Origin of the sequence: Coleofasciculus sp. G2-EDA-02, assembly GCF_040226375.1 — a bacterium.
Classification (GTDB): Bacteria; Cyanobacteriota; Cyanobacteriia; order Cyanobacteriales; family Coleofasciculaceae; genus Coleofasciculus.
Genome location: NZ_JAVKEW010000200.1, coordinates 31,890 through 47,474 on the forward strand (window position 1 = coordinate 31,890; position 15,585 = coordinate 47,474).

Here is a 15,585-nt window from a genome sequence, read left to right on the forward strand (position 1 = left end):
TCATGTTTTAAAAATAAAATTAATAGGGAAACTTGTGGCTCCAAACCAATATTTAATTTCCCCCGACGTTTCAATGCTTAATTTAGGTGGATTTGATTCTATACCCCCGTAGTAAATTATTTGCTCTGGCGGTCTATAACCGCTTGGCAGAACAATTACATTTCCTTGGTATCCCGGTGTTCCTGGGTGGCTTACTTGTCCAACAATTTCCACGTAGTCCCCATATTTTCGCAGATACGGGGAGTCGCCGGTAAACGTCCAACCTCCTTGTAAGACCAAAGGAATTGGCTCTTCTATAGTAGGAGCTTGCTCAGTTGGAGTGATCAAGACTCCCTCTTCTCTGACAAATCCTAAAAATGTAATTACATCTCCCTCAATTAAATTGTCAGGAGTATGAAGCTGAATCCCAAGTCTAAATCCTTCAGAGATCTTGAAAATACCCGTTGCGCTAATAATCGGAAGCAAATCCTTTGGCGGAGTACTTCTTGTAAGAGATATTTTGTTAGTTAACAAAGTTTCCTCTCCTTCCCAATCAAGCCAAATACTAAACTGATGGTTATTCCGAACTACACCAATTACCTGGAGCTGGTCAATAAAACCGGAGTATTTGTAATCCGTGAAAACCTCGGCACTATCAATAGTAGCTGGGCTATAAAGCTCACGACTCCACACAGGAACCGCACTATTGAACCTCAAAGCAAAACTTAAAGAGCGATAATGTTGTGTAGACATGACGTTTACAATTTATCATTAATAACATTAATCTTTGCTTCCATAGTTGTCAATTGCGCCCTAGTCGCTTCTATCATTTCTTCTGTAGTGTCAAAAGTAGTGCCTAGGAATTCATAGATTCCCATGGAAAATTCAGGTATCCAAGGACGCGGATTAAATCCTAGTCGCAGCTCAGATCCAACTGGCTCCATGAAAAATATCTCTAGAGACTGGTTGAGCCGAACGTTTTTCCTGCTAATAATAATTGGTTCAGATTCGCCGTATCCTTCCCCCCAAGCATCCGGATCATTTATCGTAGCTCCAATTGCCAACTGAATCAACTGCCCAGCGTTGTACCAGGTTGTAGGTGCATTCAGGTATCTAGTGGCTACCGCAATTACATGACTTTCAAAAATTATGGGGATATCAAATGGATCAATAAGCCGCTTATAGCGACTGTTGAATTTTTTCCGATCTTCTGAGGCTTGCTTGGCTACCGTGTAAGTAAGGTTCCATTTCCCACTTCCGGTAACATCAATTTGCAAAGTCACAGAAAAGTCCCCCCGTTATCCCAAATATCATAAAAATCCATTGGATCAAATCCCTGCTCTGCCAAAAGGCACAAGTAGTCATCAAAAGAAATCTCCTGTCGGAGGAACGATTGAGCGGCTCGTGATCGCTCAATCATATTTCCGATTTCCTGCACTTGCATATCTGGAACAGGTACCCAAATAGCAGGAACACTAATTAATCTATGAACTGAATCCACCTCAATCATTACACAATCCGATTAGTGGCCTCCTCAAATTCCAGGTAAATACTTCCATTTGAGCCAATATCAGACGCTACAGCCGTGGCTATAGCTCGAGCTGCGGACTCTATGGCTGCAACGGTTACTGCTCCAGTTTTAACGCTAATAGGTGCAGTATATGAAGCCCTTGCATTTCCTTCGCCAGATTTTGTGTATCGGATATATCGCGTTCCCCACGCAGTCTTAATTGGTGTTGGGGTTCCGCCAAGCTTGGAAATAATTTTGCTGACATCAAACTTAGTGACCTCCAAAAAATCAGACAAATCTCCGTAGGTTAAGCCAAGCTTTGTATGAGAAGCCCCCAAAGTCCCAGTTGTTCCCAACCCCTCGTACCACTTGCATGCAGATTCCGAGGTTTTAATTGCCACCATTGCCGGTGCTGGAGTGGCCCCAACAAGCTGCAATAAACTCCGATAACCCACTTGGACAGTTGGACGAGGCTCAACATTACTGTTAAAAGTTTCGTCTTGCTTATTCTTGTTTGTCAAATATTGCTCACGAGCTCGAGTCTGTTCCAAACGCCGCTCAAGCATCCAGCTTGGTAGTCTTGTTGCCATAATCCTCTAATGATTTCGTTATTTCCCTAGACTACCACCGAAATCTATCGGTTTTTGTGGTCGGTTTACTATAGCAAACCGATTAAATTTACCCCCAGTCAAACAACTGGACGAGAGCGGGTTCCAGTTAAATCGACAAGTGTAATAGTTGCAACCAACGGAATGCTAAGTAAGGCGTAGCGAAAATAAACATCAACCTCTGGACGCCGCACAGGTTTTTTCCTGGGCTTCGACAAGACTGTTTTTGTCCCCGTGCTTTCTGGAAATGTTTCCCTAGGATTCTCGACCTCAGTAAACCTCAAATAACTTTTCCAGTCAGGGATATCGTTCCTTAGATCAAGAACGTCTGCAATTATGCGTTTGGCTTCTGTGACATTCCTCGCCAACAATCTAAAATCATACCCTTTTTGCTTGTCATAGTAATAGTAGTAAGTTTTACCCTTGTTCCATCTGTAGGTAGGATTAGTAAATTTTAGCTTAATTTTATTTGCCAAATTCTCTATTTTTGCCGACGTGATTGACTCCTCAGTTTCTTCAGTCCACCTAAATGTGATCTCCCCTTCTTTGAAATGCATCCTAGGCTCAACATCTATTGACTTTTGGCAAAAGTAAAGTGTTACATGTGGGACATAAGCAACCTCTCCGTCTAGCTTGTCTTTGGGGATTCCAAAAATATATTGATAGCTAAGAACCGAGCCGTTTTTAATATCACTGAACAATTCAATTCGTAACTGAGTCATGGCTGTCGTATCATTTTCTAAATGAGTGCAGCCAACTCTATACTGTGCCCGGGTGGAGCTAAGATTAGGTTCCCAATCTTCTCCCCCAAGGTCTTTAAAGTGCTCTCTAACTTTTCTGTTCCAGACTTTTCGGATTAAATCCTGCAACTGCTCCGAAGGAGAAAAATTATTAGGTAATGCCACTTTCTACAATAGATCTCCTGCCTCTGTGTTGGCTTCTCCAATATTAAGCGGCGCCGTTTTCGATGCCATCTTAGCGCTATCAACTGCTTGTTCGACTGGTTGGTTGTCTGGTCGCAAACGCGGGGTTTCTTCCTCTATCGCTCGTTCAAACTCTTCATTAGCTTTTCTAAGTTCCAGCCATTGTTCTCCTATGTCAAGTGGTGCTTGAAAGATTTGCTGAATTGTACTAGCCGCCTCTTCTAAGTTTTCAATCCTTTCAAATAGTATAGTGCCGCGCGTCACTTGCTCTGGCATCCAAGGATAATCGGTCTCAGCTACAACTCTAGCTCTCTTCAACGAATTACCAATTTTTCCTGTGTTCTCGCCAATAAGTTCCAGAAAGTTTAAAGATTCATTGCTGAGATTTGTTACAATCCCCGCCACATTAGCCCCAGCTTGATAAATTCGGTTGGCTGCTTTCCATTTGAGAATGGTATTGTTCCAAACTTGCTCTCCCAAGATAGATTTCATAAAATTACTAGCTTGCGTCCCCAAAACTTCCTGAATATTAATAGGGCTACCATTTTCATCCTTAATCCCAATCACTGCAAGTCCAGTTGAAACAGTATCAAGTAAAGTATTAGCTAAATTTTGACTAAGCATTGCTCCATTGTGCAACACGGTAATTAAAGTCAATGCATTCAAAACTTCCGGTAGTCGTAGTCGCTTAGAAAGCTTATCAAAACGTTCTTGTGTCTTCTTGAATCCTTCGTCTATTTTAGTTTTTACTTGCTGAAGCAAATTTTTATTGGTTCTTGTATTAGACTCAATTCGCTGTAATTGAGCTCGCATTGCTGGGTCCACTTTTGCATCCTTTCCTGGTTTACCATCTACACCTGGTTTACCGGCTGGACCTGGCTCCCCTTTAACCCCTGGTTTGCCGGCTGGACCTGGCTCCCCTTTAACCCCTGGTTTACCGGCTGGACCTGGCTCCCCTTTAACCCCTGGTTTACCGGCTGGACCTGGCTCCCCTTTAACCCCTGGTTTGCCGGCTGGACCTGGTTCCCCTTTTGGTCCAGGAATCATGGCGCGAGACAAGGCTTGTTGTGCCAAAGCTAAGGCTCGATCTGCCTTGCTTTTTATGGGGGTAATCTGTGAGTAAAGCCGAGATAATTCTGATCCTAATCGATTTAACCCGCGCTCAACGGCATCGATCCTACTACCAAGAACTTTAAGAGCCGCAATACTTGCTAAAATACCCGCGATCGCAGCAGCGGCGGAGGCAGCAATAGACATGGCTTTGGCGGCTAAACTAGCTGCACCCGCAGCAGCAGAAGCTGCTGATTGAGCAGTATTTTGAGCGACCGAAGCCGTTCCCCAGGCTTGCTGAGCTTTACCTAAGGCGGTGGTAGCAGTCGCCTGCACGGGACTAACCTGAGATGCAATCATTCCACCCACAAGTGGAAGCGTCATGGCTTTCCCTAGGTGGCCCCCCTCTCTAACAATGGAGCCGCGATCGCTCTTAGGAATAAATTTTCCTTCTAACGCTGCCAATTTCTTTTCCAGAGTCCTTAATTCGGCTTTGGTTGCCAGGGATTCACAAATCATAATTAAATTGAAATATCATCTGGATCGGAGATCGCCACAAGCTGCGAATCAATATCTCTATATAAAGAAACTAAGTACTGCTGCTCAGATTGTTGGCGACTTCCCCGGGTTGTTAACCCAGATAATGGTTCTCCAACCGAGCAGCCAACAGTTGGATCACTAGCTAATGCATCAGTCATCAAAGAGCGTCTTTTTAACACCAACGCTCCAAGTATTTGAGAAGTTGTCGGAGACGCAGAGTCAATTCCCACCTGACTCAAAACAATAGTTAAAACGCCACTAGATATAGTTGCGCCTGCGCCACACTGCTCAATTAGCGTCAAATCTGCCATGTATATCACACTAAGAAGGTTTTTACTATTCTACCATCGGGACTGAAACAACAGATTCTATTACCGTGGCGACACTCACAAGTTTCTGGTGGGCAAGATTGTTTCTTGATTTGCCACTCTGGGCAAGTCTCCTCTTTTTTGTTAAAGATTTCTTTGCTACCGTCAAATATTACAAATTCACATCCAGGCATCAAACAATTATTGGGGCAAGATCCATGACTAGAATAGCCCGGAGTCCTCACAATCGATTCAACTATCGTCAAATTGTGCTCCTGTGGGACATAAAACCAACCTGCATTTGGATATCGGATTCCGTCAGCAAAAAGACCGATACGTGTATCTCCACGATGTGTCAAAGGCCCGCCAACATTTGTATGAGTTGCATTCTCGGCACAAAAAAAAATTTCAAAACGACTTGAATAGTCTCCGCCCAAGCCACTTGATCGCCAACATTTTCGATTTCCTGGAACAAGTGCTGATCGGTTCAAGGCAGAGATTTCAATCCCGTAAGCAAAAAACACTTGCCAAGTGTCCTCCTGATACTTGTACCACACTTCTGTTTTTCTCAAGGTTATTTTATGCTTGTTGCAACAATAAATTTATTTTAAAATTAAAAGGTCTAGAATAGAAAAGGATATTACAAGGACTGAAAATCCCCGTGTCGGCGGTTCAAGTCCGCCTCCTGGCATTCCTAAAGGCTTATTCTATATAGATTTAGGTAGGGCGGTAAGGGTTAGTATCCTAGAATTAATGGTGCATCTGTTTGATATAGATGCGACAGTTCACTGCCCAATCCCTAAACATGCTAATTGTTGTTGTAATTTTCAATCTGCTGATCTCGCTATTTGGTTTTTATCTGGCGTGGCGGATTTGGAAGTTACGACGGGTGCTAGCAGCAGCGGCTGATATTGTCGCCTTGGCTGAACGAAGTACCTATAGGGTCTTGCATGGCGCTCCCCAAGCCATCTCTAGAGGGCAGATCGGTGTCCATGGATTAAAAAAGCGCTATCAGCATTTAGAGTTTCAGTTACAACGAGTGGAGCAGGTCTTGATGGTGTTGGGCTTGATCCAAAAGACCTATCGGTCTAGGCGACGCCGTCGTGGGAAGCGATCGCCTGCCAAAAGTTCAAAACTCTGAACCTTACAGATAAGCGATGGTGAAAGCCCTCACGATTTATCCGAGGGATGAAACCAAGCAAGGCGTTTAGCCTAGCAACTAAAGTTGCAACCCAATCATCAGAGGATGGGCAAATTACTTCAGAGTGGCTGTCTCATCCGAGACATTTAAAGCTCTAGACCATTGGATGTTCTTAAGGGAAAGACAAAAACACAAATGCCCAATATGCGGTGAATCCCTATACAATGGGGAAGAACTGCATAAACATCACATCGTACCCAAAAGTCAAGGTGGAAAAGACACCTACGACAATCTACGATGGGTTCACTATATTTGTCACCAGCAAATACACGGGAATAATAGCCTAGGGAATGGCTTGAGCCGTGTGAAGTGAAAGCTTCACGCACAGGGATTTCTCATCAAATTCCCTGAGCAAATCTGCCTAAAATTGGTGTAAGGATAGAGAGCAAACGATGTCAAAAAAGAGTGCTGGAGCATTTATTGGGGGTTTAGTCGTGGGGGGTGTCATTGGCACCCTAACCGGATTGCTAATTGCCCCGCGTCCAGGTCGGGATACACGACGGTTGTTGAAAAAGTCCACAGATGCCCTACCTGATTTGGCTGAAGATCTATCAACAACTGTACAATTACAAGCCGATCGCCTTTCAGAATCTGCCCTACGCAACTGGGATGGAACTCTGACACGACTGCGAGACGCGATCGCAGCCGGACGAGAGGCTTCCGCCCGGACACGAGACGAACTCAACTCGTCTCCATCTGACGTGGCGACTGAATCCCCCATGTCCGCTTCTGACCATCAAGTGTAGGCAACCTGTCGGTGATTGATCCTCTATTTTGGCTTGGACTATCCATTTTATTAGTAGCGGTGAGCTTAACGGCTGTTTTAGTGGCAGCATTACCGGCGCTGCAAGAGTTAGCACGAGCAGCCCGTAGTGTGGAAAAGTTAGCGGATACGCTGCGGCGGGAATTACCGCCAACTTTAGAGTCGATTCGCCTGACGGGTTTAGAAATTAGTGATTTGAGCAATGATATGAATGAGGGCGTTAAAAGCGCCGGTCAAGTGGTACAACAAGTTGATCAAAGCATCCAGGGTGCAAAAAATCAGGCGAAAAAAGCGCAAATCGGCACTCGTAGTGTTGTCGCCGGTGTCAAGGCGGCTTGGAAAACCTGGAGGAACCCTGCTACTAGTCGTCGCTCCCTTGATCGCTTACCTCCCTCTGAACGCAAGGCTGTTGATCTGCAAGAACAAGATGCTGAACTGGATAGGGTTGAACCGCAGTATGAGCGTTCCTACGAGGAAATTCAGGATAATGCTCCTGTTCCTCGGCAATATGAAGGTATCAAATCTTCTGAGGAACCCTTGGAGTAAGAGTTCTCAGGAGAGCGGAGGGGCTTCAGGAACACCGGAGCAAATAAAGGACGAATGACGAATGACAAATCCCAAATATTAGAGTAAAGTAAACAAGTGTAAAGAAATCTTTACCTTAACCTGACCTTATCTCCCGTTTAAGATATCCCGTCCCTGTCCATTGTTTTGTGTATCGCAATGCTGGATCTTTTAAAACGATTTTTGGTAATCTTGGCAGCATTTTGTATTGCTGGCTCTGTTTGGGCGATCGCACCATCCGCCCAGGCTTATAACAACCCCGACCTACTCCCGAAAACCCAGACTCCCATTATTGATTTGGCGAATCTGCTGCCTCAGCTTCAGGAAGAAGCCCTAATTCAAGACATAGAAACGTTTGAGGCACAAACAGGTTGGAAGCTGCGGGTATTAACCCAATATGACCGTACACCCGGTTTAGCCGTTCGCGATTACTGGGGACTCAATGATAAAAGCGTTTTACTGATTGCTGACCCACGAGGCGGTAATCTGTTGGGCTTTAATGTGGGCGACGATTTATATCAATTTCTACCCCGTACCTTTTGGGTAGAACTACAGACACGCTTTGGTAACCTCTACTTTGTGCGCGAGAATGGGGAAAACCAGGCAATTGTCAATGCATTAGATACGGTTAAAACTTGCCTAAATAAAGGTGGATGTCAGGTTGTTCCAGGCTTGCCTCAAGAACAGTGGATTCTCACCCTGATTACCTCCTTGGTAGGTGGTGTGGTTTTAGGATTTGCGGCGATTCCTCGCAAAGATGGACAACTTGTGGCTTGGCAATGGGCGTTAATCTTTTCTCCCTTGTGGGGTATTCTCTTCATTGCTTTCGGAATCGGTCCAGTTGTCACTCGAACGGCTGAATGGTTGCCCTTATTCCGAAATGTCCTGGCTTTTGCACTAGGGGCGTTAGTGGCTTACCTGTCACCATTCATTGGTCAAACGACAGCGTCGGAAATGTAATTATAAGTTGGCTGAATCAGTAATAACTTGGTTGGGGCGCATGTCTATGCGCCCTGATCATGTCTGCTTGCTGCTCTGGAGCCTTATTTGCTGACAATTCCTGACCACTGCACATTTTTTTGCTGAGTGCGACGATAGGAGAAGAAATACTCGGGTTGCTGATAGGTACAGTGAGACGCGATCGCAACTTGCTCGTGATCTAAGCCGAGTTGTTCGAGTTGTATCGCGTTCACCCGTCGCACATCTAAGCGGACTCGTCCCGGATGGGGATCATCGAAAATGGGAGAATGGGGCAGCTGCTGTAATTCATCCAAAATCGATTCAGGGGTATTTGTTTTATCCTTAGGGATAATAGTAGAACCCACTTCTATGGCAACGGTTTCCGAGACTTGATACACTTCTGGCGCGATCGCAGGTCCCATGGCAACCCGGAGATTTTCTAGGCGGCTACCTACCTCCAGGAATCGCGCGATCGTATTTGGCACAATTCGAGTCGCGGTTCCTCGCCATCCCGCATGAATAGCCGCGACTCGTCCCGTTTTTTCATCTCCAATCAGCACAGGCGTACAGTCAGCCGTGCAAACCCATACAGCTTGCTGGGGCTTTTCAGTGAAGATACCATCAGCCGCAGGTTTTTCAGGTGTCTGATTCTCCCCTTGACCAACTACACCAATCATGATACAATCCGACGGCGTTAAGACTGTATTGCCATGAACTTGGTGCACCCGATAAACCGTCGCTTCGGGTTGCAGGGCTTCAACGATTTGGTCAGGGGGACGGGGTGAAAAAGCGGAGGTGAAAAAGCCATGATGCCAAGGTTCTAGAAGGCTACAGGTTAGATAAGGTAAGTTGTCCCAAGTTTGCCAGTGCCACGTATGCATTGTTCAGGATAAAAGGTTAGAAGAGCAGTACAATAAGCTAGCTTAGCTAACCTTTAAGCTGTAGTGGTACTTAATCAACAAGCTCTGGAAATAGCCATCCAAACCGTCACGCAACAGCTATGCCACTCTGGACTCCCAGGACTTCAAGAAATCCGAGGGCTTCCCGTCTATTTATTTGATAGCCTATCCTCTACAAATCAAACCCTTTGGGAATTGCTGGATAGAGGAACAACACCGCCCACCGTGGTTATCGCCGCTCAACAGACCGCAGGACGAGGACAGTGGGGACGGCAATGGCAATCCGCTCCGGGTGGGTTATACTTATCCTTGGCTTTAACCACTAATTTGGCAGCATCCAATAGCGCCCAGCTCACAATGTGCAGCGCTTGGGGCGTTGCTACCGCTTTGAGAAGCTATGGTATTCCCGTCCTGATTAAGTGGCACAATGACCTGCTGTTGCTGGGCTATAAGTTAGGTGGAATTCTTACCGAAACCCGCCTATCTCAGGGGCAAATAACCAAAGCTGTTATCGGTATAGGCATTAACTGGAGCAATCCTGTGCCAGAAACAGGGATTAATTTACAATCCTTTTTTGAGACTCAACCAACGAGTCCAGCCGTAACCTCAATAGAAATGTTAGCGGCAATCGTGATACAGGGATTGCGATCGGGGTATCACTACGGGTTAGAATCAGGCATTGACAATTTACGGTTGTCCTATCAAGGGTTACTGTTTCATCAGGGAGCCTCGATTCAGGTCAACGGAAATCCTGGCATCGTCAAAGGAGTCACGTCAAGGGGTGATCTAAGGGTTGGGTTGACCTCAGCTGATGCAACGGATGCAAATGCTGACGCCGCAATCAGTCCAGAAATTCACCTCCAGCCCGGTACAATTAGTCTGGGTTATCCTCAAGACGTGCCTTGAATGTCCTTGTCTGTCAAACGTCAACAAATCAGCTTGGAGTCGCCAATGTTACTGGGTTAAGACGCTTCAGTTTATGGTTTTGATTAATGAATCGGTGTTCTAGTCCAAATTAAATCCCTTTAAATTGACTGAAAATTTTTACTCGCTATTGATAGACAGTGAGGATGAGGAGTGAGTCGCAAATGAATAAAAAAACCGTCGCCAATTCCACCCCAACGGGCGTATTTTACCGATATCCCTGGCTTAAGCAAGGAATCAGTTGGATGGGAGGGCTGGGTGTACTCAGTAGTGGTCTAGTCGTTGCTCAAACCGATGCACCAATAGATACAGGTATAGCCCCAGCTGCACCGCCTGCTCCCCCAGCGATTAAATTTACCCCGCCGCCCCCAGCACCTCCAGCCCAACCTAAACCCGTAGCGCCAGCAGTCGTTGTCGCCCCCCCAGCACCTGCACCTAAACCCGCGTACCAGCCGCCTGCTCCTCCTGCCCCTAAACCCCCAGCCCCCGCACCGGTGAGTGTTAGCAAGCCTCCAGCACCTGCTCCGGCTCCCGCCGCACCTACACCAACAGTGGCGACACCCCCGGCTGCCAAACCGAGACTTGACGCGCCTAATCTATCCATTCCAGCTCCCGCCACCCTAGCCAAACCTCCGAAAGTTATTATTAATCCTTCCTCCACTCAGGAAGCTGCTCAAACCCCAGCTACACCGAATAATAGCTATATTGACCGGACAAACTACAGCCTGGGCGCAACCCAAAGTCCTGCCAAACCAGCCGTGATTCTTACCGAGCGGTCAACGGGTTGTCAAACGGTGTCGCGCAATGGACAACTGGTGAGTGGGAGCTGTGGGGGTCAAGCTGCGCCAAGACAACAAACACAAACGGTTCAGGCGGGGGTTCAGAGGGGAGTTCAGAGGGGAGTTCAGACGGGGGTTCAGGCGGGACGCATTCAACGTCAACCCCATCAACTCCAAGGAGGAACTGGAACCCAAATAACTCGACTCCCTGCACCTCCGGTTACCCTCGGCGCCAGTGTGAGTCAGCCAGTCAGGTCAGTTCAACGGGTTACAGCGTCTGTGAATCCTCGGATCAGACAGTTTACTCGCCCTCCTGGTGTCTCCTCTATGCCCACAACGGCATCACCCAAAACCACTCCCACGGGTCTAACTTACTATAATTTCTCTAATCGACCTCTAGGGCGTCCTCTAGTCGGCAATGCCAGCTTTATCTTCCCCTTAACCATTCCGGCGGCAATTAGCTCAGTATTCGGTTGGCGGATGCATCCAATTGCTGGAACTTATCGTTTCCATTCCGGGACAGATATAGCCGCCCCGACAGGTACACCTGTTTTGGCTGTTGCTCCTGGTGAGGTGGCGACGGCTGATTTCTTGGGAGGCTACGGACTGACGGTGATCTTGCGCCATGAGGAAGGCACTCAAGAAAGCCGCTATGCTCACCTGTCGGAAATTTTTGTTCAACCCGGTGAATCGGTGGATCAAGGCAGTGTTATCGGGCTTGTCGGTAGTACTGGTTTTTCTACTGGTCCCCATCTCCACTTTGAGTGGCGTCACCAAACCACCGATGGTTGGGTGGCGGTTGATGCTGGCGCTCATTTAGAATATGCTATGGCTCAACTGATTGAGGCGCTGAAGGTGGCGCAGGCGCTCCAGCAACCGGACTCCTGAATATACAGGTAATGTAGAGACGTTGTATGCAACGTCTCTACATTCACAAGGGGCAGGTTCTGTACAAAGGTTTAGCTAGACTTTGGCTTCCAGAGACTTGAGATATTCGGTATTGACACCGGATTCGCGGATTAGGGCGATTTTTCCAGTCCGGGCTATTTCCCGAAGTCCGAACTTGCTCAAAATCTGGATAATCGCGACCATTTTTCCAGGGTCTCCCACAACTTCAATTGTCAGGGAATCCTCGGCAATATCTACCACCCGCGCCCGGAACACTTGGGCAAGTTCAATGATCTCTGATCGCGTGGAACTGCTGCCGTTGACTTTGATCAGCATCAATTCCCGTTCAACACAAGGGGTGGTGGTAATGTCTTGAACTTTGATCACGTTGATCAGTTTGTAGAGTTGCTTGGTTAGTTGCTCAATCGATCGCTCATCCCCAGGCACTACCATCGTAATCCGGGAAATCCCAACTTTTTCAGCAGGACCAACGGCGAGACTTTCAATATTGAAGCCGCGACGGGCAAATAAACCAGCAATGCGAGTTAAGACACCGGCTTCATCTTCGACTAAAACTGAAAGGGTGTGTTTCATCAGTTAACACCAAAATGGCACAAAGGCGTTTGCCTCTTCCTTTTGTATAATCGGGTTTTGGTATGAGGCTTTTATATCTTACCGTGGTCTGAAAAAATGACAAGAGTTAATTGATTGATGGTTTGACTTGGGTCAGGGCGAAGCATTCGCGATGAACACTTAGCTGCACAACCACCAAATCAAGGCGCAAATGCTTCTCCCCTACAGGGTTAATCTCGGTGAAACCTAAACCCTGTCGTCGGGTATGGCAAAATTAAACGTAAAACCCACGATTTCCATGACAGCAATCACTTCCTCCCTACCCACTCAATACGATCCCACGACCACTGAAGCCAAGTGGCAACAGTTTTGGGAAGAACAGGGCGTCTTCCAAGCCCACCCTGAACAAGGGGGTGAACCCTATTCCATGGTGATTCCACCGCCCAACGTCACGGGTAGCCTGCACATGGGTCACGCCTTGGGACAAACGATTATGGATATCCTGGTTCGCTACAACCGGATGAAGGGGTTTAATACGCTGTGGGTTCCGGGGACTGACCATGCGAGTATTGCGGTGTCCACGATTTTAGACCGACAACTGAAAGCCGAAGGCAAAACTCGTCAAGAGGTGGGACGGGAAGATTATCTGAATCGCGCTTGGCGATGGAAGGAAGAATCAGGGGGTTGGATTGTTAACCAATTGCGTCGCTTAGGGGTGTCGGTGGATTGGTCGCGGGAACGGTTCACTATGGACGAAGGTTTGTCTAATGCTGTGGTGGAAGCCTTTGTCCAACTCTACGACGCCGGACTGATTTACCGGGGTGAGTATATGGTGAATTGGTGTCCCCAGTCTCAGTCGGCGGTTTCGGATTTGGAGGTGGAAAATAAGGAGGTTAATGGACATCTGTGGCATTTTCGTTATCCCCTGAGTGAGGGAAATGGGTCAGTGGAAGTGGCGACGACTCGACCCGAAACGATGCTGGGTGATACGGCGGTGGCGGTTAATCCCCAAGATGAACGCTATCAGCATTTAATTGGCAAAACGCTAACCTTGCCGATTATGGGGCGAGAGATTCCGATTATTGGGGATGAGTTGGTTGACCCTAGCTTCGGTACGGGGTGCGTGAAAGTGACTCCGGCTCATGATCCCAATGACTTTGAGATGGGCAAACGCCATGATTTGCCGTTTATTAATATCCTGAATAAAGATGGTACGCTTAATGAAAATGCTGGGTCTTTTCAAGGACAAGACCGATTTGTGGCTCGGAAAAATGTGGTGCAGCGACTAGAGGCGGATGGATTCCTGGTCAAGATAGAAGATTACCACCATACTGTTCCCTATAGCGATCGCGGCAAAGTCCCCGTTGAACCTCTATTATCTACCCAATGGTTCGTTAAGATTCGTCCCCTGGCTGATCAAGCGCTCGAATGGCTGGATCAGCATAACTCCCCCGACTTTGTTCCTGAACGCTGGAAAAAAGTTTACCGAGACTGGTTAGTAAAATTAGAAGACTGGTGCATCTCTCGCCAACTCTGGTGGGGACACCAAATTCCGGCTTGGTATGCGGTGAGTGAAACCGGGGGAGAAATTACGGATACGACACCGTTTATCGTGGCTCACAATGAAGCCGATGCTCAAGAAAAAGCAATATCACAATTTGGCGAAGATGTCAAGCTCATCCAAGATCCCGATGTGCTCGACACTTGGTTTTCATCCGGCTTGTGGCCCTTCTCAACTATGGGTTGGCCCCAACAAACGCCGGACTTAGAAACCTACTACCCCACCACCGTATTAGTTACAGGCTTTGATATCATATTCTTCTGGGTTGCCCGGATGACGATGATGGGGGGTTATTTTACGGGTCAAATGCCATTCAAAACCGTTTACATCCACGGCTTAGTCCGGGATGAAAATAACAAAAAGATGTCCAAGTCGGCAAATAATGGTATTGATCCGCTGATCCTGATCGAGAAATATGGTACAGATGCACTCCGTTATACCTTAGTCCGAGAAGTCGCTGGTGCGGGTCAAGATATTCGTTTAGAGTATAATCGCCAGACCGATGAATCGGCGTCAGTGGAAGCCTCGCGCAACTTTGCCAATAAACTGTGGAATGCGGCGCGGTTTGTGATGATGAATCTAGATGGCAAACCTCCCCAAGGGTTGGGTTCGCCACTGGAGAAGGAAAGGGATAAATTAGAATTAAGCGATCGCTGGATTCTCTCCCGCTTTTATCAAGTTGTCACTCAAACCCGTCAAGATCTAGAGGATTACGCTTTAGGAGAAGCCGCCAAAAAACTCTATGACTTTATCTGGGGTGACTTTTGTGACTGGTATATTGAACTGGTTAAACAACGGTTGCGCCAAAAGGGAACTCAATCGCGGCAAATTGCCCAGCAAACCCTGGCATACATCCTCGATGGTATCCTGAAACTCCTGCATCCCTTTATGCCCCATATTACCGAAGAAATCTGGCATACCTTAACCCAAAAAACGGATGAATGTTTGGCGCTGCAACCTTATCCCGCCCTGCCCGACTCGGAAGCAGAATCAGGCGCATTCCCTATTGATCAAGAATTGGAAAACCAGTTCGAGTTACTAATTGGCACAATCCGCACCATCCGTAACCTGCGTGCAGAAGCTGGGATTAAACCTGGGGCAAAAGCACCCGTGATTTTGCAAAGTGAAAATCCGGATGAACGTGAGATTTTAGACAAAGGTGAATCTTACCTGCAAGATTTAGGCAAAGTCGATACCTTAACCATTGTGCCAGCCTTAGAGGAAGAACTCAAAACCACAATGGCGGGTGTGATTGGCACCATTCAAGTGATTATTCCGCTAGCGGGTTTAGTCGATGTCGAGACACTTCGCGCTAAGTTAGAAAAAGACCTCAGCAAAATCGATGCCGAAGTCAAATCTCTATCTAGTCGGTTGGGGAATCAAAACTTTGTCAACAAAGCCCCCGCCCCTGTTGTGCAGGGTGCTAAGGATGCATTGAGTGAGTCTGTGCATCAAGCCGAAATTTTGCGCGATCGCCTAAAAAGACTCTAACTCTAAAGCGATGATAAATTATTACTTCTTGACGATCAATTCCTTACTGATTAACGACTAACAA

At 47.0% G+C, this 15,585-nt stretch carries 18 protein-coding genes; 8 read left to right on the plus strand and 10 right to left on the minus strand.

What is annotated here, in order from left to right; all coding sequences use genetic code 11:
* From RLO19_RS23755 to RLO19_RS23790, 8 genes are all read right to left on the minus strand, one after another.
* A complete protein-coding gene (locus RLO19_RS23755; RefSeq protein ID WP_446359867.1) occupies positions 1-732 on the minus strand; it encodes a hypothetical protein in 732 nt (243 codons plus the stop codon).
* A gap of 5 nt (positions 733-737) precedes the next feature.
* The gene (locus tag RLO19_RS23760; RefSeq protein WP_446359868.1) at positions 738-1,262 is read right to left on the minus strand and encodes a hypothetical protein; all 525 of its coding nucleotides are present in this window, start codon (positions 1,260-1,262) and stop codon (positions 738-740) included.
* Positions 1,259-1,489 (minus strand): hypothetical protein, encoded by a 231-nt coding sequence (locus RLO19_RS23765; RefSeq protein WP_446359869.1) that lies wholly within the window; start codon positions 1,487-1,489, stop codon positions 1,259-1,261. Before RLO19_RS23765 ends, RLO19_RS23760 begins: the two co-directional genes overlap by 4 nt.
* Positions 1,489-2,079 carry a hypothetical protein gene (locus RLO19_RS23770; protein ID WP_446359870.1) on the minus strand — a complete coding sequence of 197 codons (591 nt, stop codon included), beginning with the start codon at positions 2,077-2,079 and terminating at the stop codon, positions 1,489-1,491. Before RLO19_RS23770 ends, RLO19_RS23765 begins: the two co-directional genes overlap by 1 nt.
* 98 nt (positions 2,080-2,177) lie before the next feature.
* The gene (locus RLO19_RS23775; RefSeq protein ID WP_446359871.1) at positions 2,178-3,002 is read right to left on the minus strand and encodes a hypothetical protein; all 825 of its coding nucleotides are present in this window, start codon (positions 3,000-3,002) and stop codon (positions 2,178-2,180) included.
* Positions 3,003-3,005: 3 nt separating this feature from the next.
* On the minus strand, positions 3,006-4,589 hold the full coding sequence (locus RLO19_RS23780) for a hypothetical protein (protein ID WP_446359872.1): 1,584 nt from the start codon (positions 4,587-4,589) through the stop codon (positions 3,006-3,008).
* Positions 4,590-4,591: 2 nt separating this feature from the next.
* The gene (locus tag RLO19_RS23785) at positions 4,592-4,921 is read right to left on the minus strand and encodes a hypothetical protein (RefSeq protein ID WP_446359873.1); all 330 of its coding nucleotides are present in this window, start codon (positions 4,919-4,921) and stop codon (positions 4,592-4,594) included.
* A gap of 5 nt (positions 4,922-4,926) precedes the next feature.
* Positions 4,927-5,490 (minus strand): hypothetical protein, encoded by a 564-nt coding sequence (locus RLO19_RS23790; protein ID WP_446359874.1) that lies wholly within the window; start codon positions 5,488-5,490, stop codon positions 4,927-4,929.
* A gap of 203 nt (positions 5,491-5,693) precedes the next feature.
* Here RLO19_RS23790 and RLO19_RS23795 point away from each other — a divergent pair, with 203 nt between their 5' ends.
* The 5 genes from RLO19_RS23795 to RLO19_RS23815 all read left to right on the plus strand — a co-directional run bounded on the left by RLO19_RS23795 (position 5,694) and on the right by RLO19_RS23815 (position 8,406).
* On the plus strand, positions 5,694-6,059 hold the full coding sequence (locus RLO19_RS23795; protein ID WP_446359875.1) for a hypothetical protein: 366 nt from the start codon (positions 5,694-5,696) through the stop codon (positions 6,057-6,059).
* A gap of 97 nt (positions 6,060-6,156) precedes the next feature.
* Positions 6,157-6,432: an HNH endonuclease gene (locus RLO19_RS23800; RefSeq protein ID WP_446359905.1), complete on the plus strand. Its 276-nt coding sequence runs from the start codon at positions 6,157-6,159 to the stop codon at positions 6,430-6,432.
* Positions 6,433-6,511: 79 nt separating this feature from the next.
* Complete coding sequence (locus tag RLO19_RS23805; protein WP_446359876.1) at positions 6,512-6,865, plus strand: YtxH domain-containing protein; 354 nt, start codon at positions 6,512-6,514, stop codon at positions 6,863-6,865.
* Between the two features lie 11 nt (positions 6,866-6,876).
* Complete coding sequence (locus RLO19_RS23810) at positions 6,877-7,428, plus strand: DUF948 domain-containing protein (protein ID WP_446359877.1); 552 nt, start codon at positions 6,877-6,879, stop codon at positions 7,426-7,428.
* A gap of 177 nt (positions 7,429-7,605) precedes the next feature.
* Positions 7,606-8,406, plus strand: a complete 801-nt coding sequence (locus RLO19_RS23815; protein ID WP_446337340.1) for a TPM domain-containing protein — start codon at positions 7,606-7,608, stop codon at positions 8,404-8,406.
* Between the two features lie 83 nt (positions 8,407-8,489).
* On the opposite strand, the gene pgeF is transcribed toward RLO19_RS23815, so the two are convergent.
* Complete coding sequence (pgeF, locus tag RLO19_RS23820; RefSeq protein WP_446359878.1) at positions 8,490-9,287, minus strand: peptidoglycan editing factor PgeF; 798 nt, start codon at positions 9,285-9,287, stop codon at positions 8,490-8,492.
* 63 nt (positions 9,288-9,350) lie between these two features.
* Between pgeF and RLO19_RS23825 the strand changes: the two genes are divergently transcribed.
* Both RLO19_RS23825 and RLO19_RS23830 read left to right on the plus strand, forming a co-directional pair.
* The gene (locus RLO19_RS23825) at positions 9,351-10,211 is read left to right on the plus strand and encodes a biotin--[acetyl-CoA-carboxylase] ligase (protein WP_446359879.1); all 861 of its coding nucleotides are present in this window, start codon (positions 9,351-9,353) and stop codon (positions 10,209-10,211) included.
* A gap of 182 nt (positions 10,212-10,393) precedes the next feature.
* On the plus strand, positions 10,394-11,896 hold the full coding sequence (locus RLO19_RS23830) for a M23 family metallopeptidase (protein ID WP_446359880.1): 1,503 nt from the start codon (positions 10,394-10,396) through the stop codon (positions 11,894-11,896).
* A gap of 75 nt (positions 11,897-11,971) precedes the next feature.
* On the opposite strand, the gene ilvN is transcribed toward RLO19_RS23830, so the two are convergent.
* Entirely contained in the window at positions 11,972-12,490 is a 519-nt protein-coding gene (gene ilvN / locus RLO19_RS23835) for an acetolactate synthase small subunit (protein WP_446359881.1), read from the minus strand.
* 277 nt (positions 12,491-12,767) lie between these two features.
* Between ilvN and RLO19_RS23840 the strand changes: the two genes are divergently transcribed.
* Complete coding sequence (locus RLO19_RS23840; RefSeq protein WP_446359906.1) at positions 12,768-15,521, plus strand: valine--tRNA ligase; 2,754 nt, start codon at positions 12,768-12,770, stop codon at positions 15,519-15,521.
* Positions 15,522-15,585 lie beyond the last annotated feature (64 nt).